Below are 20,557 nucleotides of genomic sequence, written 5' to 3'. Positions count from 1 at the left end.
TGCGGTGTCGAGCGGGTGCCCTCGTGCGGGGAAGCAGGGGCCTCGAGCGCTCGCCGGAGCCCTCGTACCCCGAACGTGGGCCTCGGTTTCCACCCGAGCGCCGGCCGGGTAGGCGCTCCGGCGTGGCGGTGATCATCGGGACGTCGGGGTGGCAGTACCGCGACTGGCGCGGTGCCTTCTACCCGCCCAAGCTCGCCCAGCGGCTGTGGCTCGAGCACTACGTCCAGCACTTCGCCACCGTCGAGAGCAACAACGCCTTCTACCGGCTGCCCGAGCTGGAGACCTTCCAGAAGTGGCGCGACCGCACGCCCGACGACTTCCGGTGGGCGGTCAAGGCCAGCCGGTTCCTCACCCACATCAAGCGGCTGCGCGAACCCGAGGAGCCGGTCGGCCGGCTGATGGAGCGCGCCGCCGGGCTCGGCACCAAGCTCGACACGATCCTGCTGCAGCTCCCGCCCACCCTGAAGGCCGATCCCGACCTGCTCCGCGAGTGCCTGGCGCAGTTCCCCGCCGGCACCCGCGTCGCCGTGGAGCCGCGGCACGACTCGTGGTGGACCGACGAGGTCCGCGCACTGCTGGAGCGCTACGGGGCCGCGCTCTGCTGGGCCGACCGCGACGAGCAGCCCGTGGCCCCGCTGTGGCGCACCGCCGACTGGGGCTACCTGCGGTTCCACCACGGCTTCGAGGGCTGGGGCTATCGCGGCGAGACGCTGCAGCTCTGGGCCGACCGGGTCGTGGCGGCGTACGGCGCCGAGGACGTCCTCGTCTACTTCAACAACGACCCGGGTTGCAACGCCGTCATCGACGCCGTCCGCTTCGCCGACGCCGTCCGCCGGGCGGGCGGGACGCCGACCCGCGTGCCGACCGCCGACCAGGCGACCGGCCGCGCCTGGCCCGCGCCGGAGCCCGCGGCGCGCTAGAGGACGTCGACCGCCTCGGTGTGCCGCACGCCGAGCTGGTCGGCCGCCTGCCCGAGGACGTCCTGCACGGCGAGGGTGTCGGCCAGCGGCATCACCGCGCTCTCCGTGCGGCCGGCCCGCAGGCACCCGGTCACCTCGATCAGCTCGTGGGCGTATCCGGAGCCGATCGGCGGGCGGGTGATCTCCTCGGGCTCGGCGCCCTGGCGGTGCAGGACGATCGACACCGGGTGGTGGAACCGCGGCGGCACGTCGATCCAGCCCGTCGTCCCGACGACCCGCGCCGTCCCCGGCAACGCGTACTTCAGCGACGTGGTCAGGGCGGCGTTGCGGCCGTCGTCGTAGCCGAGCAGGATCGCCGCCTCGGCGTCGGCGCCGGAGGGGAACAGCGAGCCGGTGGCGACGACGCGGTCCGGCGTGCCGAGGAGCATCTGCGCGAAGGAGACCACGTAGACGCCCAGGTCGAGCAGCGCGCCCCCGCCCAGCTCCAGGGCGAACAGCCGGTCGACGGGGTCGTACTCGCGGGCGACGCCGAGGTCGGCCTGCACCGAGCGCACCTCGCCGATCGCGCCGTCGGCGACCAGCTCGTTCAGGGCGACGACGGCCGGCTGGAAGCGCGTCCACATCGCCTCCATCACGAAGGTGCCGGTCTCCCGGGCCAGGTCCACGACCTCCCGGGCCCCTGGCGTCGTGGCGGTGAACGCCTTCTCCACCAGCAGCGCCTTGCCCGCCTTCAGCGCGCCCAGCGCGATCGCGTGGTGCTGCGGGTGCGGGGTGGCGACGTAGAGGACGTCGACGTCGGGGTCCTCCAGGATCGCGGCGTAGGAGCCGTGCGCCCGGTCCAGGCCGTGCCGCTCGGCGAAGGCGTCGGCGCGCTCCTGCGACCGCGACGCGACCGCCACCGGGCGGGCGCCGTCGACCACGGCGAAGTCCTCCACCACCTTCTCGGCGATGCGGCCCGGCCCGACGATGCCCCAGCGGATCTCTGCGCTCACCCCGTCAACGCTAGCCGGGCCGGGCAGACTGCTCGCGTGGCCGTCCTGATCGACACCCCCGTGTGGCCGTGGCGCGGCCGGCTCTGGTCGCACCTGGTCAGCGACGTCTCCTACGACGAGCTGCACGCCTTCGTCGCCGCGGAGCTCGGCATCCCGCGCCGGGCGTTCCAGGGCGACCACTACGACGTCCCCGCGGACCTGTACGACATCGCCGTCGCGGCCGGAGCGCAGCCGGTGGGCTCTCGCGAGCTGCTCAGCAGGCTGCTGGCGGCGGGGCTCCGCCTGCGGAAGACGCGCGCCTCCTGAGCAGCGCGATCTCCGCGGCGACGTTGGCCCGTGCCCGCGGCTCCCACTCGCCGGCGACGGCCGGCAGCCGGTAGAGCCGGGGCAGCGCGAGCAGCTGCTCGAGGACGGCGATCCGCCCGGCGGTGAACACGTCGTCGTCCAGGTGGCCGTACTCCTCGCGGACCGCCGACGCGTAGGCGGCGTAGGCCTCGGGCGGCGCGGCGAGGACGGCGAGGTCGGCGTCGCAGAGCACCGCCCCGTTCGCGTCGCCGGGTTCGGCGGCGTGCCCGGCGGTGAGCAGCACCAGCCGCTCGACCTCGGCGATCCGCTCGTCGGGGACCAGCCCGCGCAGGCCGGCCCGGGCGCGCGCGGCGCTGACCTCCTCGTTGTCGGAGCGCTGGGGGTCGTAGACGGCGTCGTGGTACCAGGCGGCCAGCCGGACGGCGTCGGGATCGGTCGCGTCGGCCGCGAGCCCGTCGACGATGCCGAGGACGGCCGCCAGGTGGCCCAGGTCGTGGTACCGCCGGTGCGGTTCGCTCCAGGCGGCGACCAGCGCGGCCCACTCGGTGCGGGAGGTGGGGGAGTCGCCGGCCAGCTGCGCCCACGCCTCGAACGCGACGCTCACCGGACCCCGCAGCTGCGCAGGGCCAGCAGGGCGAAGGCGCGGGCGGCGGTGACCACCTCGGCGACCGGCACCCGCTCCTCGGGGCCGTGCGCCAGGTTCAGGTCGCCCGGGCCGAAGTGCAGGGTCGGGACGCCGGCCGCCGCGTACAGCCGCAGGTCGGTGCCGGCGGCGACCGCGCGCTCGGGTGGCACGCCGCCACCGGCGTCCGCGACGGCGTCGCGCACCGCGGGCAGCAGCGGGTGCCCCGGGGGCAGCTGCCCGCTGGCGAACGCGCCGCCTTCCCAGGTCAGGCGCACCGGGTGGGCGGCCAGCCAGGGGTGGCCGGCGCAGATCTCGGTCAGCCGCGTCTCGAGGGCCTGCCGCGCCGCCTCGACCGGTTCACCGATCCGGACGCCGTACCGGCCGGCGGCGACCAGCCGGTCGGGGACCGAGCTGGCCCAGTCGCCGGCCCGCACCGTGCCGATCGAGAGGCCGTGCGGGAACCGGGCGTCGCCGAAGCGCGGATCGGCGTCGCGCTGCCGCTCCGCCTCGAACGCCCGCAGCCCGTCGTGCACGTGCGCGAACAGCTCGACCGCGCTGACCCCCCGGTCGCGCATCGCGGCGTGCGCGGCGTGGCCGGTGACCTCCAGCCGGAAGGTGAGGGCTCCACCGTGCGCGGTGACGACGGCGCCGGCGGTCGGCTCGGGGATGACGCACACGTCGCCGCGGTGCCCGCGCCGGAGGGTGACCCAGGCACCGAGCCCGCCGTCCTCCTCGCCGACGACGGCGTGCACCGCCAGCGGACGGCGCAGCCGCACCCCGGCCGTCCGGAGCGCCGCGACGGCACCGAGCACCGCAGCGACCCCGCCCTTCATGTCGCAGGCCCCACGGCCGTGCAGCGCGCCGCCGGCGAGGCGGGGGAGGAACGGGTCGGCCGGCCACAGCGACCGCTCGCCGGGCGGGACGACGTCGGTGTGCCCGGCGAGCACCAGCGCCGGGTCGCCGTCCTCGCCGCCGGGAACGGTGCCGACGACGCCCCACGCCTCGGTGCGCTCGACCTCCTGGCCGGGCGCGTCCTCGGCGGTGGCCGCCTCGGGGAGGTCGATCGGCCACAGGTCGACGTCGCAGCCGAGCTCGGTGAGCCACTCGGCGACCAGGTGCTGGACCTCGCTCTCCGCCGGGCTCCCGCCGACGGAGGGGACGGCGACCAGGGCCTGCAACCGCCCGACCAGGGCCTGCTCGTCGACGGCGGTGAGCACCCGGGCCTCGGGATCGGTGAGGTCGGCCACGGCCCGGAGTCTGGCACGCCTCTCGCGCGTGTCGGCCCTGGAGCGGGGGTAGCCTCGGAAGCGTCCGGGCCGGGTGCATCGTGCCCCCGGGTGCCATTTGGTTACGCCTTCGCGGACTACCGCCCCGACCTCGGTCGGGGGCTGGAGCCGCGTTGTGCTTTTCGCCGCGAGGCGGCCGTCATCCGGTCCGGACCCCAGCAGCACGAGAGCCCCGTCCCACCCGGGACGGGGCTCTCGTCTGCTCGGGTCAGTAGCGCTCGTCGGTGGTCGTCCGGCGGACCGGCGTCCCGTCCGGCGCGGCGCCGTACGCGTCGGTGCTGGTCACCCGGCGGGACCGCGGCCCCCACACGGCCAGCTCCAGCACGATGCCCAGGGCGCCGGCGGCCATCAGGATCCAGCCGACCACCTGGAGGTCCACGCCGCTGACGTCGACCTGGAGCGCGAACGTGAGGATCGCACCCAGCGCGAGCAGGACGATGGCGGTTCCGAGGCGCATGACGTCTCCCTTCGTCGAGGCCGGGCGCGCACGACGGTGGGCGGGCCCAGCCAGCGGCGTCCGCCGCGGTCCGGGGAGTTCCCTGGTCAGCGCGCCGCGAACCGCACCTGACCCGATCGGGTGGCCCGTCTGAGGGGCCTTAGGCACCGACCCGGTCGAGGACTGCGCGGTCGCCCGATGCCGGCGCCACCCCCTCAGCACGAACGTTCCCCTCGTCCGAACCGACGAAGGAGAACACCATGTCCGTCCACTACCCCAGCCCCGGCCTCGAGGCCGAGCTCGCCTACCGCCGCGAGGTCCTGCAGCAGATCGGCCGCAGCGCCAGCACCCGCCGGGGTCCGTGGCTGCGCGGACGGCGGAAGGCGCGCTGAGCACGTCCGCCCTCGGAGGAAGCGTGCACGGCCCGTCGGCCCCGCGTGCCACGATCGGCGGCATGCCACGCTGGGACGACGCACCGCTCGTCGGCCGGGCCGAGGAGCTCGGCCGGCTGCTGGCGCACGTCGAGCGCGCCGCGGCCGGTCGCTCCTCCGCCGTCCTGCTGGCCGGTGACGCCGGGGTGGGCAAGACCCGCCTGCTCGACGAGCTCACCGCCCGGGCCACCGGGCGCGGCGTGCGGGTGCTCACCGGCCACTGCGTCGACCTCGGTGACGTCGGCCTGCCGTACCTGCCGTTCGTCGACCTGCTGCGCCCGGTCGCCACCGATCCCGAGCTCGCGCCGCACGCCCGGCAGAACCCCGTCCTGACCGCGCTGCTCGCGGGCCGGCCGGGCGACGTCGCGCCGGTGCGCCCGCCCGGGGAGGGGCAGGAGCTCGGCCGCCCGCTGCCGAGCCGGGCGGCACCGCAGCCGGTGGACGACGGCCGGCTGCAGTTGTTCGAGTCGGTGGCCGCCCTCCTCTGCGAGCTGGCGTCGACCGCACCGCTCCTCGTCGTCCTCGAGGACCTGCACTGGGCCGACCGGTCCAGCCGCGACCTGCTGCGCTACCTGCTCGCCCGCCTGGTCGACGACCCGGTCACCGTGGTCGCGTCCTACCGCGCCGACGACCTGCACCGCCGGCACCCGCTGCGCCCGTTGCTGGCCGAGCTGGTGCGGCTGCCCGGCGTCGAGCGCCTCGACGTCCAGCCCCTGCCCCCGGCCGCCGTCCGCGAGCTCGTCCGGGGCCTGGCCGGCGGGACCGGGGGTGTCCCCGAGAGCACCGTGGAGGACGTCGTCGCCCGGGCCGAGGGCAACGCGTTCTACGCCGAGGAGCTCGTCGCCGCCGGGCTGCAGGGCGAGGCGCTGCCCTGGGCGCTGGCCGACGTCCTGCTGGCCCGGGTGGAGCAGCGCTCGTCGGCGGCGCAGCAGGTGCTGCGCGTGGCCGCCGTCGCCGGTCGCCGGGTGCGGCACGAGTGGCTGGCCGCCCTGGGGGAGTGGGCGCCGGCCGAGCTGGAGCAGGCGCTCGCCGAGGTCGTGCACCACCACCTGCTCGTCGTCTCCGACGACGGGCGCTACCGCTTCCGGCACGCGCTGCTGCGCGAGGCGGTGCTGGCCGACCTGCTGCCGGGGGAAGCGGTGCGGCTGCACGCGGCGATCGCCGGCTACCTCGCGGCGCACCCCGGGGCCGGCACCGCGGCCGAGCGGGCGCACCACGCGCGCGGGAGCAACGACCTACCGGGGGCCTTCTCGGCATCGCTGGAGGCCGCGGTCGAGGCGTGCCGCGTCGGCGCGCCCGCCGAGCAGCTGCAGCACCTCGAGGCCGCGCTGTCGCTGTGGTCGGCCGTGCCGGACGCGGCCGCGCGGGCGGGGCGCGACCAGGCGGCGCTGCTGTTCGAGACGGCGACCGTGGCCCGCACCGTCGGCGAGCTGCACCGCGCCGTCGCGCTGCAGCGGGCGGCGCTGGAGCAGCTGGGCCCGGACGGCGACCCGGTGCTGCGTGCCCGGCTGCACTACACGCTGGCCCAGGCCATGGTGCGCGTCGAGACCTTCGAGTCCGGCTACCGCGAGAGCTCGGCGGCGATGGCCCTGGTGCCGGCCGATCCGCCGTCGGAGGTCCGCACCTGGGCCGCGGCCACCCACGCCCGGATGAGCTACGACGTCGGCCGGTCCGAGGAGGCTGAGGCCGCGGCGGCCGAGGCGCTGGCCGCGGCGGACGCGCTGGGCTTGGACGCCGCCTGGGCCGACATCGCCGTCACCCAGCTGCGGGCCACCCCCGGCACCCTCTCGGCCGAGTCCCGGGCGCGGCTCGACGAGGCGCTGGCCCGCGCGCGGCGCTCCGGCGACGTCGACGTCGAGCTGCGGGTGCTCTACAACCTGGCCTACCTCGCGCTCGAGTCGGGACGGCTGGAGGAGGCCCTGGAGTGGACCGGCCAGGGCACCGGGCGGTCCCGCGACCTGGGCGTGGAGTGGTCCTACTACGCAGCCGAGCTGCGTCACCTGCAGGTGACGGCGCTGTACATGCTGGGCGACTGGGACCGCAGCCTCGCCGAGGCCGACGTCCTGTCGCGGGTGCCGGAGATGTCGGCGCACATCCGGGCCGACGGGTTGCTGGTGCTCGTGGGCCGTGGCGACCCGTCCGCGCAGACCCGGATCGAGTGGGCCCGTGGGCTGATCCCGCGGCTGGACGCGCACGTGCTGCTGGGGCTGGTCACGGCCGGGTCCGAGATCGACCTCGCCGTGTGGCAGGGCGACACGCGGGCGGCCGTGGACCTCGCGCTCGCCGCGTCCCGGCGGCTGCAGGAGAAGTGGCCGGACGACCACCTCGGGGTGCTGCGGCTGGTCGGCACGGCGCTGGCCGCGGTCGGGGACGCCGTCGCGACCGCGCGGCGGGAGGGCGACGCCGGGGCGGCCGAGCAGTGGGTGGCGGCCGGGGACGAGCTCGTCGCGCACGCGCACGAGGCGGTCGAGAGCTACCGCTGCAACTACGGCGAGACCAGCGGGGTGGAGGCGGCGGCCTGGCTGGCCCGGGTGGAGGCGGAGGCCTCGCGGCTGCGCGGGCGGGCCGAACCAGCGCTGTGGCGCGCTGCCGTGGACGCGTTCGGCTTCGGGCACGTCTACGAGCAGGCGCGGTCGCGCCGACGGCTGGCCGAGGCGCTGCTGGCCACCGGCGACCGGGTCGGTGCCGCCGAGGAGGCGCGGCTCGCGCACGAGGTCGCCGTCCGGCTCGGGGCGCGGCCGCTGCGCGAGGCGGTCGAGGCGCTGGTCCGCCGCGGGCGGCTGGACGTCGACCTCCCCGGGGTCCGCGTGGCGGCACCGGAGGCCGTCCTCACCCCGCGCGAGCAGGCGGTCCTAGCGCTGCTCGCGCAGGGACGCACCAACCGGCAGATCGGCGCGGAGCTCTACATCAGCGAGAAGACCGCGAGCGTGCACGTCAGCAACATCCTGGCCAAGCTCGGGGTCGGCGGCCGCACCGAGGCGGTCGCCGTGGCCGGGCAGCGGGGGCTTCTCGTCTGACCCGGTCCGGAGGACCGCCGTGTCAGAGCATCGTGCGGAGGCGCTCCCGCCGGGCGCGGAGCACGTCGACCGACGCCGACGCCGACGGCGGGCCGGGCACCGACTGGCGCAGCTGCGTGTGCACCACGGCCTGCGGGGTGGACGTCTTCGCCGACACCCGGTTGACCAGCCGGTTGATCTCCCGGCGCAGCTCCGCGGCGTCGCGCCACGAGCGGCCGGCCTCGTCCTCGTCGGGGTGGTCCTCGACCAGCATGAAGTCGCCGTCGTCGGCCCGGTGGCTCTGCGCGATGCGCAGCCGCAGCTCGTCGTCCCGCTTGGCCAGCAGCTCCGCCGTCTGCGCGGGCGTCAGCAGACCGGGGATGCCGAGGAACTCCTCGTCCTCCTCGCCGACGACCACGGTGGAGCCGGAGCCCTCACCGGTGTGCGCCGTCCCGCTGTGCAGCACGTGCGCGAACCGGGCGTCGGCCTCCAGCGCCTCCCACTGCTTCATCTCGCCCTCGCGCGGCTCGCGCGGCGGCAGGTCGAGCGCCTCCAGCTCCTCGTCGGGCTGGCTCTTCGGCGGGGGCATGACGTGGTTGCGCTGCTCCTCCATCGAGGCGGCGAGCGACAGCAGCGGCCGGACGGCGGGGAGGAAGACGGTCGCCGACTCGTGCGGCGACCGGGAGCGGACGACGCGGCCGACGGCCTGGGCGAAGAACAGCGGCGTCCGGTAGGAGGTCATCCAGGCCAGGACGGCGGCGCGGGGGACGTCGACGCCCTCGGAGATCATGCGGACGCAGACGGCGATCCGGGCCGATCCGGTGGCGAAGCGCTCGATCTTCTTCGACGCCTTGGGGTCGTCGGACAGGATCAGCTCGGCGGCCTTGCCGGTCACCCGGCGGACGATCTTGGCGTAGGCGCGGGCGTCGTCCTGGTCGCTGGCGAGGATCAGGCCGGCGGCGTCGGGCATGCCGCCCTCCTCGCGCAGGTGCGTGATCCGGTCGTCCATCGCGGCGATGACGTGCGGCACCCACTGGCCCTTGGGGTCCAGGGCGGTGCGCCACGCCTGCATCTCGACCGACTTGGTCCCGGCCTCCGAGAGCGAGGCGGCGACCACCTCGCCGGCGGAGTTCCGCCAGCGCGAGGTGCCGGTGTACGCGGCGAAGACGACCGGGCGGACGACGTTGTCGGCCAGCGCCTCCTTGTAGCCGTAGGTGTAGTCGGCACGGCTGACCAGGCCGCCCGCCTCGCCCTCGAACGTGTCCTCCTCGTACCGGACGAAGGGGATGCGCTCGTCGGGCTTGGTCCGGAAGGGCGTCCCGGTCAGGCAGAGCCGGCGGGCGGCCATGCCGTAGGCCTCCTCCACCGCCTCGCCCCAGGAGAGGCCGTCGCCGGCGTGGTGCACCTCGTCGAGGATGACCAGCGACTTGACGGCGGTGGCCCGGGCGGCGTGCAGCATCGGCTTGCCGGCGACCTGGGCGTAGGTGGTCACGTAGCCCTGGGTGCCGGCGCGGACCGGGCCCACGGCGTTGGTCAGGTTCGGGTCGAGGACGATGCCCATCCGGTCGGCGGCCTCGGCCCACTGCAGGCGCAGGTGGTCGGTCGGGGCGACGACGACGACGCGGGCGACCTCGCGGCGGGACAGCAGCCGGGCGGCCAGCGTCAGCGCGAACGTCGTCTTCCCGGCGCCGGGCGTCGCGGTGACGAGGAAGTCCTTGGGGGACTGCTCCTCGTACTGGGTGAGCGCGGCCTGCTGCCACGCTCGGAGCGGTCGGCCGGTGGTCTGCGGGCTCAAGGCTTCCGCTCGCAATGCACTCCCCATGACCGGTCCATCTTCGCTGGCGGAGGGCCAACACGCCCAACCGGTCCCCTCCCGCGCGCCTCGCCCCCGACGACGTATAGGAGGGCTCCGTACCGCTGCTGACCTGCGCGTTCGTCGCGTCGACGGCTGTCGCCTGTGGGGATCCTCATGCCGTGAGGGACCGGATCGTCACTCCCCCCCGGTCCCGTCTTCCCCACGAGCCTCCGGCCACCCACGGTCGGCCGGAATGGAGCGGTCATCACCTCTCCGCGGACGCTTGTGCTCTGCCCCGCCCAGCGGGGCAGAGCACAAGCGTCGGGCGTGCGGAACAGCTCCGACGGCTTCCCGACGCAGCGGCATGCCGGCGAGCCGACCGTGTCCGTCGAGCAGCTCGGGCGGGCTGCTGTCGCGGGGTCAGTCGGCGGGCTCGTCCACCCAGTCGGGGCCGTTGACCTCGCCCGGGCCGGCCAGGTCGGCGGCGTCGACGATCGTGTACGCGTACCCCTGCTCGGCGAGGAACCGCTGCCGGTGGGCGGCGTACTCGCTGTCCAGGGTGTCGCGGCTGACCACCGTGTAGAAGTGCGCCTGCCGGCCGTCGGCCTTCGGCCGCAGCACCCGGCCGAGCCGCTGCGCCTCCTCCTGCCGCGACCCGAACGTCCCCGACACCTGCACCGCGACCGCGGCCTCGGGCAGGTCGATGGAGAAGTTGGCGACCTTGGAGACCACCAGCGTCTTGATCTCGCCGGAGCGGAAGGCGTCGAACAGCCGCTCGCGCTCCTTGTTCGTCGTCGACCCCTGGATCACCGGGGCGTCGAGCGCCGTCCCGAGCTCCTCGAGCTGGTCGAGGTAGGCGCCGATGACCAGCTTCTGCTCCTCGGGGTGCCGCTCCAGCACCCGCCGGATCACCGGCAGCTTCGACTTCGCCGTCGCCGCGATGCGGTAGCGCTCCTCGGGCTCGGCGACCGCGTAGGTCATCCGCTCCTCGTCGTCGAGCGAGACCCGCACCTCGACGCACTCCGCCGGGGCGATGTAGCCCTGCTGCTCGATGTCCTTCCACGGGGCGTCGTAGCGCTTGGGCCCGATGAGGGAGAAGACGTCGTCCTCGCGGCCGTCCTCGCGCACCAGCGTCGCGGTCAGCCCGAGCCGGCGGCGGGACTGCAGGTCGGCGGTGAGCCGGAAGATCGGGGCGGGGAGCAGGTGCACCTCGTCGTAGACGATCAGGCCCCAGTCCTGCGCGTCGAACAGGTCCAGGTGCCGGTACTCGCCCTTCCGGCGGGTGGTGATCACCTGGTAGGTCGCGATCGTGACCGGGCGGATCTCCTTGCGCTCGCCGGAGTACTCGCCGATCTCGTCCTCGGTCAGGGTCGTGCGGGCGAGCAGCTCGCGCTTCCACTGCCGCCCCGAGACGGTGTTGGTCACCAGGATCAGCGTGGTCGCCTTGGCCTCGGCCATCGCCGCGGCGCCGACCAGGGTCTTGCCCGCACCGCAGGGGAGGACGACGACGCCGGACCCGCCGGCCCAGAAGCCGTCGACGGCCTCCTGCTGGTAGTCGCGCAGGTGCCAGCCGTCCTGCTCCAGGAAGATCGGGTGCGCCTGCCCGTCGACGTAGCCGGCGAGGTCCTCGGCCGGCCAGCCCACCTTCAGCAGCGCCTGCTTGAGCCGCCCACGTTCCGAGGGGTGGACGACGACGCTGTCCTCGTCGATGCGGGCGCCGAGCATCGGTGCGACCTTCTTGGACCGGACGACCTCCTCCAGCACCGCGCGGTCCGACGAGCTGAGGACCAGCCCGTGCACCGGGTGGTTCTGCAGGGTCAGCCGCCCGAACCGGTCCATGGTGTCGGCGACGTCGACCAGCAGCGCGTGCGGCACCGGGTAGCGCGAGTAGCGCACCAGCGCGTCGACGACCTGCTCCGCGTCGTGCCCGGCGGCGCGGGCGTTCCACAGCGCCAGCGGGGTGACCCGGTAGGTGTGCACGTGCTCGGGGGAGCGCTCCAGCTCCGCGAACGGCGCGATCGCCGCCCGGCACTCCCGGGCCAGCGGGTGGTCGACCTCCAGCAGCAGGGTCTTGTCCGACTGGACGATCAGGGGGCCGTCGCTCACGCGCACGCATCCTTCGCTCGGGAACTGCGGCGCGGGCGAGCGCGCCGGACTGTCCACGGTAACGTCGCGGGACGACGCCCCCTTCCCTCCTCAGGTGCGCGGGCGCCAGCGCTTCCAGAGCGCCGTGGCGGCGGCCCGGGGCTTGCCGTCCCAGTGCAGCGAGACGTCCACCGTCATCTGCGCCTCGGACGCCTCGGTGACGACGGCGAGCAGCTCCACCGGCTCGGTGAGCGGGGCGGGGCGCAGGTACCGGACGTCGAGACCCGCCGTCACGTACGCCAGCGCCGCGCCGGGCAGCGCGGTCCAGCCCCGGGTGTCCGCCTCGTGCATGACCGCCGCCGCGCTGTGGCAGTCGAGCACCGTCCCGATGATCCCGCCGTTGAGGTAGCCCAGGCCGTTGTCGTGCTCCGGCCACGGCGTGAACGTGGCCGTGACGCCGTCCTCGCCCGGGTAGCTGCGCAGCCGCAGGCCGCGCTCGTTGGCCGGGCCGCAGCCGAAGCAGGTCAGCGTCGGGAACAGCCGTTCCTGGATGCTCGAGGTCACCCCGCCAGCTTGCCCGAACCCGGTGGCGGGTCCGGCCGTGGTGGGGTTCCTACCTCCCGGCCGCCGTCACATCCACCGTGAGCTCCACCCGCACGCGGTCCCCGGCCCGCAGCCCCTCGGCGGTCCGGACCGGCTTCTTCACCGGGAGCAGGTAGGAGCGGGTCTTCGCGTCCGGGAACAGCGACGTCTGCCACGAGGTGCTCCCCACCCTGGCGGTGACCCGCACGGAGCCGAACCCGGTGCGGGCACCCGCACCGCGCTCCCGCACGTCGTCGGCGAGCTCCGGGGGCAGGGCGAGGAAGTGCCACGGCGCCGGGCCGACGTGCTCCCGCAGGACGGCGGTGAACGTCTCGGTCACACCGGCACGGTAGGGCGTCCCACCGACGGGAACGGTGCCCGAGGTCAGCCGGCGGCGTCCTCCTCCTCGACCAGGGCCACCGAGGTGATCCGGTGGACGGCGAACGTGCGGTTCTCGCCGCGCCGCTCGTCGTAGCCCTGCAGGAACCCGCCGACCAGCGACACCGGCTGCACCACCCGCTGGCTGCCGCTGCCCTGCGCGTCCACGTAGCCCAGCCACACCGGGACGCCCTCCCGCACGGCGCGCGAGAGCAGCTCCAGCGTCGACGCCGTCGTCACCCCGGGCACCTGGCGCACGGCCTCGCCGCGGCGGGCGGCGACCGCGGCGTCGCCGGCGCGGATCTCCCGCACGGTCGCGGCCAGCTCGTCGCCCGACAGCGGCCGGGCGGCCGGCTGCGACTCGCTGCCGGGACGGCGGCCGGCGGCCCGCGGCCGGGCCGGGGGACGGGTGAGGACTGCGCCGCCCGGGTTCTCGCCGGCCGGGGCGTACCCGGCCTCGCGGAGGACCGTGAGCACCTCGTCGGCACCCAGCCCGCTGACCAGCACGCCCGGCGCGAGCCGGCGCAGCTCGGCGGCGGCCGTGCGCCTGTCGCTGAGCACCTGCGCGAGCAGCCCGTGGTCGTCGGAGCGGACGTAGGACTCGATCGCGCCGACCCGCAGCCGCCCGTGCTGGCGGGCGACGTCGTCCACCAGGTAGTCCAGCGCCTGCGGCACGGGGGTGCGCGAGGCGCGGGCGAAGAACTGGTGCAGGTCGTCGGCCGACCACCCGGCGTCGAGCGCCCGGCGCACGCTGGCCTCCGACACCCGGAACACCGTCGCCCCGCCGGAGGACTCGACGTCGGCGACGACGGCGAGGGTGTCGGCCAGCCCGCTGACCAGCGGGCCCGGCGCGATCAGCGACAGGTCCGGCTGGGCCAGCACGTGGTCGACCGGTTCCGGCAGCAGGCCGCGCATCCCGTCGGCGGCGCCGTCCTCGCCGCGGGCCAGCAGCCCGCGACCGCCGGAGGAGAGCACCCCGCCGCCGACGACGCCCAGCCGCGCGGCCTCGTCGAGCATCCCCGGAACCGGGGCCAGCCGGTCGGCGCGCCGGGGCGTGCGCCAGCGCAGCAGCGCCACCAGCTCGTCGGGCGCCACGCCGCTGCCGGCCGGGTGCTCGGCGAGCGTGGCCAGCACCGAGCGGCGGATCGCCGGGGCGGTGTGCCGCACGAGGTCGGGGGAGAGCGGGTTGGCCGCCTTGCCGGCGACGTCGCGCTGACCCACGAGCGACGGCAGCCGCACGCTGCCCAGCCAGCCGCTCGCGAGCAGCGCCCACCGGTCGGCCAGGTCCTGCTCGCGCCAGACGTCGTAGCCGCGGGTGGGCAGCCACTCGTCGCGGTGCGGGCCGCCGACGTCGAGCAGCCCGGCCGCCGAGGCCAGCTCCAGCAGCCAGGCGGCCTCCGGCTCGGGCACGTGCAGCGCCCGCGCCAGCCGCTTCTGGTCGCGCACGCCCACCCCGCCGCTGCGCAGCAGCCCGGCCGGCTCCTCCTCGAGCAGGGTGAGCAGCTCGCCGACGCGGCCGACCGCCTCCAGCGCGGCACCGGCCGCCTGCCGGTCGACCACCTCCGGGTCGCGGCTGGTCACCGCGGGCTCCGGGCGCAGCCGCGGCGGGCCGTACGGCCGGTCGCCGCGCAGCAGCAGCCCGATCTCGCGCGGCAGCTCCACGTTCAGCGCGTCGATGCGGGCCAGCAGCCCGCGCTGCAGCAGCCGGCGGGCCGGCGTGCTCGCGGTACCGGTGGTGTCGGGGAGGTGGCCCACCGGGCGGTCGCCGGCCAGCCGGTCGAGCACCTCGCGCTCCTCCGGCGCCAGCTCGGCCAGGACGGCGGGCAGGTCGGCGGGCAGCTGCACCCGCAGGTCGAGCGCCCGGCGACCGAGCCCGGCCGGGTGCCGGACCGCGCGGCGGACCGGGTCGGGCGCGTGGAGGACGTCGTCGCCCCACAGCAGCGCCCGGGTGGTGAGCGTCCCCAGGGCCCGCTGCAGCACGTCGTCCGGCACCTCGGGCAGCGCGGCGGGCAGGTCCTCGGGCGGCAGGCCGTCGGTCGGCGCCAGGAGGACGACGTCGAGCACCTGCAGCGTGGCGGCGTCCAGCTCGTCCAGCGCGCGGTCCACCGACACCGGCACCGCCAGCCGGCTGGCCAGGGCGACGACGTCCGAGGGGGCCGGGCGCGCGACGTCGGGCCGGGCGGCCAGCAGCGCGGCGAGCTGCTCGTCGCTGCGGGTGCGCAGCCAGGCGGCGAGCGTCGCCGGGGGATCGGTGGGCATCCGCTCCACGCTACGACGCCCTCCGGTCGCACGCCGTCGTCGCTGCGGCGGTGCACCCGGCCAGGTGAGACGCGACTTCCCCCGCCGGGAGGGGTGGCGCCGTGCATCCGGGGTACCGCGTCGGCGAAGATGGGCACGACGGTGCACCGGGCGGTGCACGCCGAGCACACGGAGGCGACATGGCCAAGCGCAACCCGAAGAACGCGCACCTGGTGGAGCCCACCTGGGGCGAGTCGGAGGACGGTGGCCCGCCGCTGACCGAGCTCTCCGCATCCGTCGCGGGTGGCCTCTCGCCGTTCGGGCAGGACCACGGCTTCCCGATCCCGGTCGAGTACGTCCGCTACGCCCACCCGACGGACAAGCCGAACCGGGCGGGCGTCCAGCTGGCGGAGAACCGGAAGCGGTGACCACGCCCGCGCTGCCGTCCTACAGCAGCGGGACCTCGACGGTCCCCCTGCTGGGGGACACGATCGGGGCCAACCTGGCCCGGACGGCAGCGCGGGTCGGCGACGCCGAGGCGCTCGTCGAGTGCGCCACCGGCCGTCGCTGGACCTACGCGGAGCTCGTCGCCGACGTCGGGGCCTGCGCGCTCGGGCTCGACGCCCTGGGCGTGGCCAAGGGCGACCGGGTCGGCATCTGGGCGCCCAACTGCGCGGAGTGGGTGTTCGTCCAGTACGCGACCGCCGAGCTCGGCGCGATCCTGGTCAACATCAACCCGGCGTACCGCACCCACGAGCTGGCCTACGTGCTGCGCCAGGCCGGCATCTCGGTGCTGGTGAGCGCCCCGGAGTTCAGGACCAGCGACTACCGCGCGATGGTGGCCGAGGTGCGGCCGGACTGCCCCGACCTGCGCGAGGTCGTCTTCCTCGGCTCACCGGAGTGGGAGCACCTCCTGGCCACCGGGCGGGCGGGCGACCGCGGGCTGCTGGCCGAGCGCGAGACGCAGCTCTCGGCCGACGACCCGATCAACATCCAGTACACGTCGGGGACGACGGGCTTCCCGAAGGGCGCCACCCTCACCCACCACAACCTGCTCAACAACGGGTTCTTCGTGGGCGAGGGGTGCGGCTACACCGAGGCCGACCGGATCTGCATCCCGGTGCCCTACTACCACTGCTTCGGCATGGGCATGGGCAACCTCGCGGCCACCTCGCACGGCGCCACCATGGTCATCCCCGCGCCCGGGTTCGACCCGGCGGCGACGCTGCGCGCCGTGCAGGAGGAGCGCTGCACCTCGCTCTACGGCGTCCCGACGATGTTCATCGCCGAGCTGGCGCTGCCCGACTTCGCCGACTACGACCTCACCACCCTGCGCACCGGCATCATGGCCGGCTCACCCTGCCCGGTGGAGGTGATGAAGCGGGTGGTCGCCGAGATGGGCATGACCGAGGTGACCATCTGCTACGGCATGACCGAGACCTCGCCGGTCTCCACCCAGACCGGTGCCGACGACGACCTCGAGCGGCGCACCTCCACGGTCGGCCGGGTGCACCCGCACCTCGAGGTCAAGGTCGTCGACCCCGAGACCGGGCTGACCGTGCCGCGCGGGACGCCGGGGGAGTTCTGCACCCGCGGCTACTCGGTGATGCTCGGCTACTGGGACGAGCCGGAGAAGACGGCCGAGGTGATCGACGCCGCGCGCTGGATGCACACCGGCGACCTCGCCGTCATGGACGACGCCGGCTACCTCAACATCGTCGGCCGGATCAAGGACATGGTGATCCGCGGCGGGGAGAACGTGTACCCGCGGGAGATCGAGGAGTTCCTCTACACCCACCCCGACGTCGTCGACGCCCAGGTCATCGGCGTCCCCGACGAGCGGTACGGCGAGGAGCTCATGGCCTGGGTGCGGCTGCGCGAGGGCGCCGAGCCGCTCACCGCCGAGGCGCTGCGGGCCTTCTGCACCGGCAAGCTGGCGCACTACAAGGTGCCCCGGTACGTGAAGGTCGTCGACGCCTTCCCGATGACGGTCACCGGCAAGGTGCGCAAGGTGGAGATGCGCGAGACGTCGGTCGTGGAGCTGGGCCTGCAGCAGGCCGCCGGCATCCGGAACGCCTAGGTCTTCGACCGGTTGCGCCCCGGGGCGCCGCTGCCAGGATGTCCGCCGTGAGGATCGATCACCGCGTCGTCGTCTTCGACGCCGCCGACCTGGACACGGAGAGCCGCTTCTGGGCAGGCGTGCTGGGCGGCACGGTCGACGCCGAGGACGACTGGCACATGGTGCTGGTCGACGGCAGGCCGAGCGTCGGCGTCCAGCTCGCGCCGGACCACGTCCCGCCCGTGTGGCCGGACGGGCAGCCACCGCAGCAGATCCACCTCGACCTGTGGGTCCCGGACATCGAGGAGGCTCGGGCCACCGTCACCGCGCTGGGCGCGACGGTGCTCGCCTCGGCCGACGACGGGGTCTCGGCCGACGCGTTCGAGGTCTACGCCGATCCCGCGGGGCACCCGTTCTGCCTGTGCTGGGTCACCGGCAGGTGACGCCCGCAGGGGGAGTGGTCAGGCCCTGGCGCTGGAGGTGGGCGCCAGCCGCACGATCAGCTTCGACACGAAGCTGCCGACGACGACCCAGATCAGCGCGGCCAGCCCGTCGTTGATCGCCTCGCCGATCTTCGGGTCCGACGGCTGGAACAGGTCCTCGGTGAACCAGCCGAAGGTGTCGCGGACGCTCGCCGTGAACTCGACCAGGGCGTTGGCCGGGTTGGCCTCGAAGAGCACGAACACGGCGTGCGCGACGATCAGCCCGCCGATCACCGACGCGACCACGCGCACGACGGTGGCGAGCAGGGTGAACAGGCGGGTCGCACCGGCGCTGGCCATGGCGTGATCATGCCCGGGACGACCCGGCGCCGCGACCCGTCGCGGGTTCGGCTCAGGCGCTCTCGCACGCCACCACGAGCGCCCGGTGGTCGCTCAGCGGCAGCTGCACCGCCTGCGCGGGACCGGACGCCCGCAGCGGCCCGCGGACCAGCACGTGGTCGAGCTGGCGCATCGGCCGCCCGGTCGGGAACGTGGGCGCCGACGCGATCGACTGCAGCCCGCTGTGCCGCGTGGCCGGTCCGCGCTGCATGTTCAGGTCCCCGATGAGCACCAGCGGCTCGGGGGAGCCGTCGACCGCGCGCACCAGCTGGCGCAGCTGCCGCTTGTTCCACCCGGGGATGAACGACAGGTGGGTGTTGCAGACGGTGAACCGGCCGAGCGGGCCGTCGACGACCGCGGCCACCGCGACCCGTGGCTCGTCGCGCGCGAGGAAGGGGCGGTTGGTCTGCTGCGACCACAGCGGCACGCTGGCCCGCATCGCCGGCAGCCGGACCACCCGCCAGGAGACCACCGGCCAGCGGGACAGCAGCGCGATGCCGTAGCTCGCCGAACCGGGCTGCTCGTCCCCGGTCGCGGCCATCCAGGTGCCCCCGGGCGTCCCGGAGAGGGCGGCGACGAACTGCGAGTCGACCGCGCCCATCGCCTCGGCCGCGACGGCGGTCAGGTCCGCGTTCATCGACCGCGGCTGGTCCCGGTCCACCTCCTGCAGCCCCAGGACGTCGGCGTCGAGGTCCTTGACGGCGGCGGCGAGCCGGTCGACGTCGACCGAGCCGTCGTCCAGCGAGCGCCCGTGCAGGATGTTGAAGGTCGCGATGCGCACGGGCCCTCCATAGCCGCTCGGCCGCGGGATACACGGTGCGTATCCCGCCCGATGCGGGTAGCAGCAGCTCGTGCCGCCGTCTGACGACCTCCGTGAGAACGTCCGCGACCTGCTCAAGCGCACCGCCGTGGCGCTCAAGGAGGCCGGGGTGCCGTTCGCCCTCTGCGGTGGCTACGCCGCCTGGGTGCGCGGTGCACCCGAACCGGACCACGACGCCGACTTCCTCGTGCCCGCGGCCGAGTCCGAGCGGGCGGCCAAGGCGCTGGCCGACGCCGGCCTGCAGGTCCTCGACCCCGCGGAGGACTGGCTGCTCAAGGTGGTGCGCGACGACGTGTTCGTCGACGTCCTCTGGCGCACGTGCGGCGTCCCGGTCGAGTCCGACCTGGTCGACCGCGCCGAGGTGCTGCCCGTGCTGTCGGTGCAGATGCCGGTGCTCGCGGCCACCGACGTCGTCGTCACCAAGCTGATGGCCCTCGACGAGCACTACTGCGATTTCTCCCGGATGCTGCCGGTCGCCCGGGCGCTGCGGGAGCAGGTCGACTGGGCGGTGGTGGAGCGGCAGGTGGCGGGCAACGACTTCGCCGTCGTCTTCCTGCAGCTGCTCGGCCGGCTCGGCATCGTGGAGCGGTTCAGCCCCGCGTGAGGACGGCGGCCGCGGCGACCAGCGCGACGAGGGCGACCACGGCCGTGACGGCGGCGACGAGCCGCGGCTCGGCGACGCGCCCGCGGCGGTCCTCCAGCCGGCGGTAGCGCCGCGGCGCCAGCCCGCCGAGCACGGCCAGCCCCAGCAGCGCGACGGCGCCCGCGAGCACCAGCACGACGGCCGACCGGTCCTCGACCGCACGGTGACCGAGCAGCCCGGCGACGGCGAGCACGCCCAGCCCGGTGCGCTGCCAGGCCAGCGCCGTGCGCTCGGGCTGGGTCTCGACCTCGCTCACCGCTGGACCAGCTCGACGCCGACCAGGACGGCGACCACCACGACCACCGCGGCGACGGCGGCGCTGATCGCCGGCGCGAGCCAGCTGGCCGGCAGCCGGCGGCCGTCCTCGATCGCCGCCTCGTTGGCCCGCCAGCGCCGGTAGCCGGCCAGCGCCACCCCGAGGCCGAGCAGCACCAGGGCCAGGGCCACCGCCGCGCTGCCCCAGCGGGCACCCAGATCGGGGGCGTAGGTGGCCACCGCGACGCCGCCGGCGACCAGCGCGAGCGCGGTGCGCAGCCAGGCCAGCAGCGTCCGCTCGTTGGCGAGGGTGAACCGGTAGTCGGGGTGGCTGTCGGGAGCGGGCACCGGGCCAGTGTCCGGGCGGTGCGGGAAAAAGGCAGGTCCGGGTGGGCGCGGGCGGCGGCTAACCTTGACGCCGAGCGGCACCGAGCCGCCGTCGTCCCGGCTGCCAGCCGCACCACAGCGAGGAACTGAGGGATCCAACGTGCCCACCGGCAAGGTCAAGTGGTTCAACCCGGAGAAGGGTTTCGGCTTCCTCGCCCGCGAGGACGGTCCCGACGTCTTCGTGCACAAGGACGCACTGCCCGCCGGCACCTCGGAGCTGAAGCCCGGCCAGCGGGTGGAGTTCGGCATCGTCGCCGGCCGGCGCGGTGACCAGGCGCTGCAGGTGCGGATCCTCGACCCGCTGCCCTCGGTCTCGGCGGCCGCGCGCGCGGCGACCCGCAAGAAGCCCGACGAGCTGGTCCCGATCATCGAGGACCTCATCAAGCTGCTCGACGACGTCGGCGAGGGCCTGCGCCACGGCCGGCACCCCGACCGCGCGGAGTCCCGCAAGGTCGCCTCGGTGCTGCGCGCCGTGGCCGCCGACCTCGAGGCCTGACGCCGG

Annotated in this window: 21 protein-coding genes and 1 pseudogene; 9 read left to right on the top strand and 13 right to left on the bottom strand. The window is 75.3% G+C overall.

The window, feature by feature from the left end:
* The first annotated feature begins 122 nt into the window (after window positions 1–122).
* A complete protein-coding gene (locus DQ241_RS19265; RefSeq protein ID WP_113831836.1) occupies window positions 123–920 on the top strand; it encodes a DUF72 domain-containing protein in 798 nt (265 codons plus the stop codon).
* Here the strand turns inward: DQ241_RS19265 and DQ241_RS19260 are convergent.
* The gene (locus DQ241_RS19260; protein WP_113831835.1) at window positions 917–1,912 is read right to left on the bottom strand and encodes a Gfo/Idh/MocA family protein; all 996 of its coding nucleotides are present in this window, start codon (window positions 1,910–1,912) and stop codon (window positions 917–919) included. The two genes, DQ241_RS19265 and DQ241_RS19260, sit on opposite strands and share 4 nt — an antisense overlap.
* 36 nt (window positions 1,913–1,948) lie before the next feature.
* Here DQ241_RS19260 and DQ241_RS19255 point away from each other — a divergent pair, with 36 nt between their 5' ends.
* The gene (locus tag DQ241_RS19255; protein WP_113831834.1) at window positions 1,949–2,218 is read left to right on the top strand and encodes a DUF4031 domain-containing protein; all 270 of its coding nucleotides are present in this window, start codon (window positions 1,949–1,951) and stop codon (window positions 2,216–2,218) included.
* Here the strand turns inward: DQ241_RS19255 and DQ241_RS19250 are convergent.
* The 3 genes from DQ241_RS19250 to DQ241_RS19240 form a co-directional block, all read right to left on the bottom strand.
* Window positions 2,166–2,822 carry a metal-dependent phosphohydrolase gene (locus tag DQ241_RS19250; RefSeq protein WP_233492570.1) on the bottom strand — a complete coding sequence of 219 codons (657 nt, stop codon included), beginning with the start codon at window positions 2,820–2,822 and terminating at the stop codon, window positions 2,166–2,168. The two genes, DQ241_RS19255 and DQ241_RS19250, sit on opposite strands and share 53 nt — an antisense overlap.
* Window positions 2,819–4,090: an ArgE/DapE family deacylase gene (locus tag DQ241_RS19245; protein WP_113831832.1), complete on the bottom strand. Its 1,272-nt coding sequence runs from the start codon at window positions 4,088–4,090 to the stop codon at window positions 2,819–2,821. The genes DQ241_RS19250 and DQ241_RS19245 overlap by 4 nt, the downstream gene beginning before the upstream one ends.
* 247 nt (window positions 4,091–4,337) lie before the next feature.
* The gene (locus tag DQ241_RS19240) at window positions 4,338–4,586 is read right to left on the bottom strand and encodes a DUF6458 family protein (protein ID WP_199584754.1); all 249 of its coding nucleotides are present in this window, start codon (window positions 4,584–4,586) and stop codon (window positions 4,338–4,340) included.
* A 239-nt stretch (window positions 4,587–4,825) separates the two neighbouring features.
* On the opposite strand from DQ241_RS19240, the gene DQ241_RS21325 reads away from it, so the two are divergent.
* Complete coding sequence (locus DQ241_RS21325; protein WP_255411005.1) at window positions 4,826–4,957, top strand: hypothetical protein; 132 nt, start codon at window positions 4,826–4,828, stop codon at window positions 4,955–4,957.
* Window positions 4,958–5,019: 62 nt separating this feature from the next.
* On the top strand, window positions 5,020–8,013 hold the full coding sequence (locus DQ241_RS21395) for a helix-turn-helix transcriptional regulator (protein ID WP_113831917.1): 2,994 nt from the start codon (window positions 5,020–5,022) through the stop codon (window positions 8,011–8,013).
* Window positions 8,014–8,035: 22 nt separating this feature from the next.
* Here DQ241_RS21395 and DQ241_RS19230 read toward each other — a convergent pair whose 3' ends face one another.
* The 5 genes from DQ241_RS19230 to DQ241_RS19210 form a co-directional block, all read right to left on the bottom strand.
* The gene (locus DQ241_RS19230; protein ID WP_233492569.1) at window positions 8,036–9,787 is read right to left on the bottom strand and encodes a DEAD/DEAH box helicase; all 1,752 of its coding nucleotides are present in this window, start codon (window positions 9,785–9,787) and stop codon (window positions 8,036–8,038) included.
* A 420-nt stretch (window positions 9,788–10,207) separates the two neighbouring features.
* Entirely contained in the window at window positions 10,208–11,893 is a 1,686-nt protein-coding gene (locus tag DQ241_RS19225) for a DNA repair helicase XPB (RefSeq protein ID WP_113831830.1), read from the bottom strand.
* A 90-nt stretch (window positions 11,894–11,983) separates the two neighbouring features.
* A complete protein-coding gene (locus DQ241_RS19220; RefSeq protein ID WP_113831829.1) occupies window positions 11,984–12,436 on the bottom strand; it encodes a PaaI family thioesterase in 453 nt (150 codons plus the stop codon).
* A 49-nt stretch (window positions 12,437–12,485) separates the two neighbouring features.
* The gene (locus DQ241_RS20710) at window positions 12,486–12,794 is read right to left on the bottom strand and encodes a DUF1905 domain-containing protein (protein ID WP_158545983.1); all 309 of its coding nucleotides are present in this window, start codon (window positions 12,792–12,794) and stop codon (window positions 12,486–12,488) included.
* Between the two features lie 44 nt (window positions 12,795–12,838).
* Window positions 12,839–15,091 carry a helicase C-terminal domain-containing protein gene (locus DQ241_RS19210; RefSeq protein ID WP_113831916.1) on the bottom strand — a complete coding sequence of 751 codons (2,253 nt, stop codon included), beginning with the start codon at window positions 15,089–15,091 and terminating at the stop codon, window positions 12,839–12,841.
* 179 nt (window positions 15,092–15,270) lie between these two features.
* Between DQ241_RS19210 and DQ241_RS19205 the strand changes: the two genes are divergently transcribed.
* Genes DQ241_RS19205 through DQ241_RS19195 form a run of 3 tightly spaced genes read left to right on the top strand, consistent with a single transcriptional unit; the run spans window position 15,271 to window position 17,572 of the window.
* A complete protein-coding gene (locus DQ241_RS19205) occupies window positions 15,271–15,498 on the top strand; it encodes a hypothetical protein (protein WP_113831827.1) in 228 nt (75 codons plus the stop codon).
* Complete coding sequence (locus tag DQ241_RS19200) at window positions 15,495–17,150, top strand: AMP-binding protein (RefSeq protein WP_113831826.1); 1,656 nt, start codon at window positions 15,495–15,497, stop codon at window positions 17,148–17,150. The genes DQ241_RS19205 and DQ241_RS19200 overlap by 4 nt, the downstream gene beginning before the upstream one ends.
* Window positions 17,151–17,197: 47 nt before the next feature.
* Window positions 17,198–17,572: a VOC family protein gene (locus tag DQ241_RS19195; protein ID WP_113831825.1), complete on the top strand. Its 375-nt coding sequence runs from the start codon at window positions 17,198–17,200 to the stop codon at window positions 17,570–17,572.
* A gap of 18 nt (window positions 17,573–17,590) precedes the next feature.
* Here DQ241_RS19195 and DQ241_RS19190 read toward each other — a convergent pair whose 3' ends face one another.
* Window positions 17,591–17,911, bottom strand: coding sequence for a hypothetical protein (locus DQ241_RS19190; RefSeq protein ID WP_113831824.1), 321 nt, complete (start codon window positions 17,909–17,911; stop codon window positions 17,591–17,593).
* A gap of 52 nt (window positions 17,912–17,963) precedes the next feature.
* Window positions 17,964–18,731, bottom strand: coding sequence for an endonuclease/exonuclease/phosphatase family protein (locus DQ241_RS19185; RefSeq protein WP_113831823.1), 768 nt, complete (start codon window positions 18,729–18,731; stop codon window positions 17,964–17,966).
* A gap of 70 nt (window positions 18,732–18,801) precedes the next feature.
* Here DQ241_RS19185 and DQ241_RS19180 point away from each other — a divergent pair, with 70 nt between their 5' ends.
* Complete coding sequence (locus DQ241_RS19180; protein WP_113831822.1) at window positions 18,802–19,374, top strand: hypothetical protein; 573 nt, start codon at window positions 18,802–18,804, stop codon at window positions 19,372–19,374.
* Here the strand turns inward: DQ241_RS19180 and DQ241_RS19175 are convergent.
* Both DQ241_RS19175 and DQ241_RS19170 read right to left on the bottom strand, forming a co-directional pair.
* Window positions 19,361–19,669 (bottom strand): DUF202 domain-containing protein, encoded by a 309-nt coding sequence (locus DQ241_RS19175; protein ID WP_113831821.1) that lies wholly within the window; start codon window positions 19,667–19,669, stop codon window positions 19,361–19,363. The genes DQ241_RS19180 and DQ241_RS19175 overlap by 14 nt on opposite strands.
* Window positions 19,666–20,016 carry a YidH family protein gene (locus DQ241_RS19170; protein WP_113831820.1) on the bottom strand — a complete coding sequence of 117 codons (351 nt, stop codon included), beginning with the start codon at window positions 20,014–20,016 and terminating at the stop codon, window positions 19,666–19,668. The genes DQ241_RS19175 and DQ241_RS19170 overlap by 4 nt, the downstream gene beginning before the upstream one ends.
* A gap of 139 nt (window positions 20,017–20,155) precedes the next feature.
* Between DQ241_RS19170 and DQ241_RS21200 the strand changes: the two are divergent.
* Window positions 20,156–20,341 (top strand): annotated as a pseudogene (locus DQ241_RS21200) (cold-shock protein); the annotation flags it as partial.
* Between the last annotated feature and the right edge of the window lie 216 nt (window positions 20,342–20,557).

Origin of the sequence: Blastococcus sp. TF02A-30, from assembly GCF_003319185.1 — a bacterium.
Lineage (GTDB): Bacteria > Actinomycetota > Actinomycetes > Mycobacteriales > Geodermatophilaceae > Blastococcus.
Note: the sequence above shows the minus strand (reverse complement) of the source record. Positions and strands in the feature narration are given on the sequence as shown.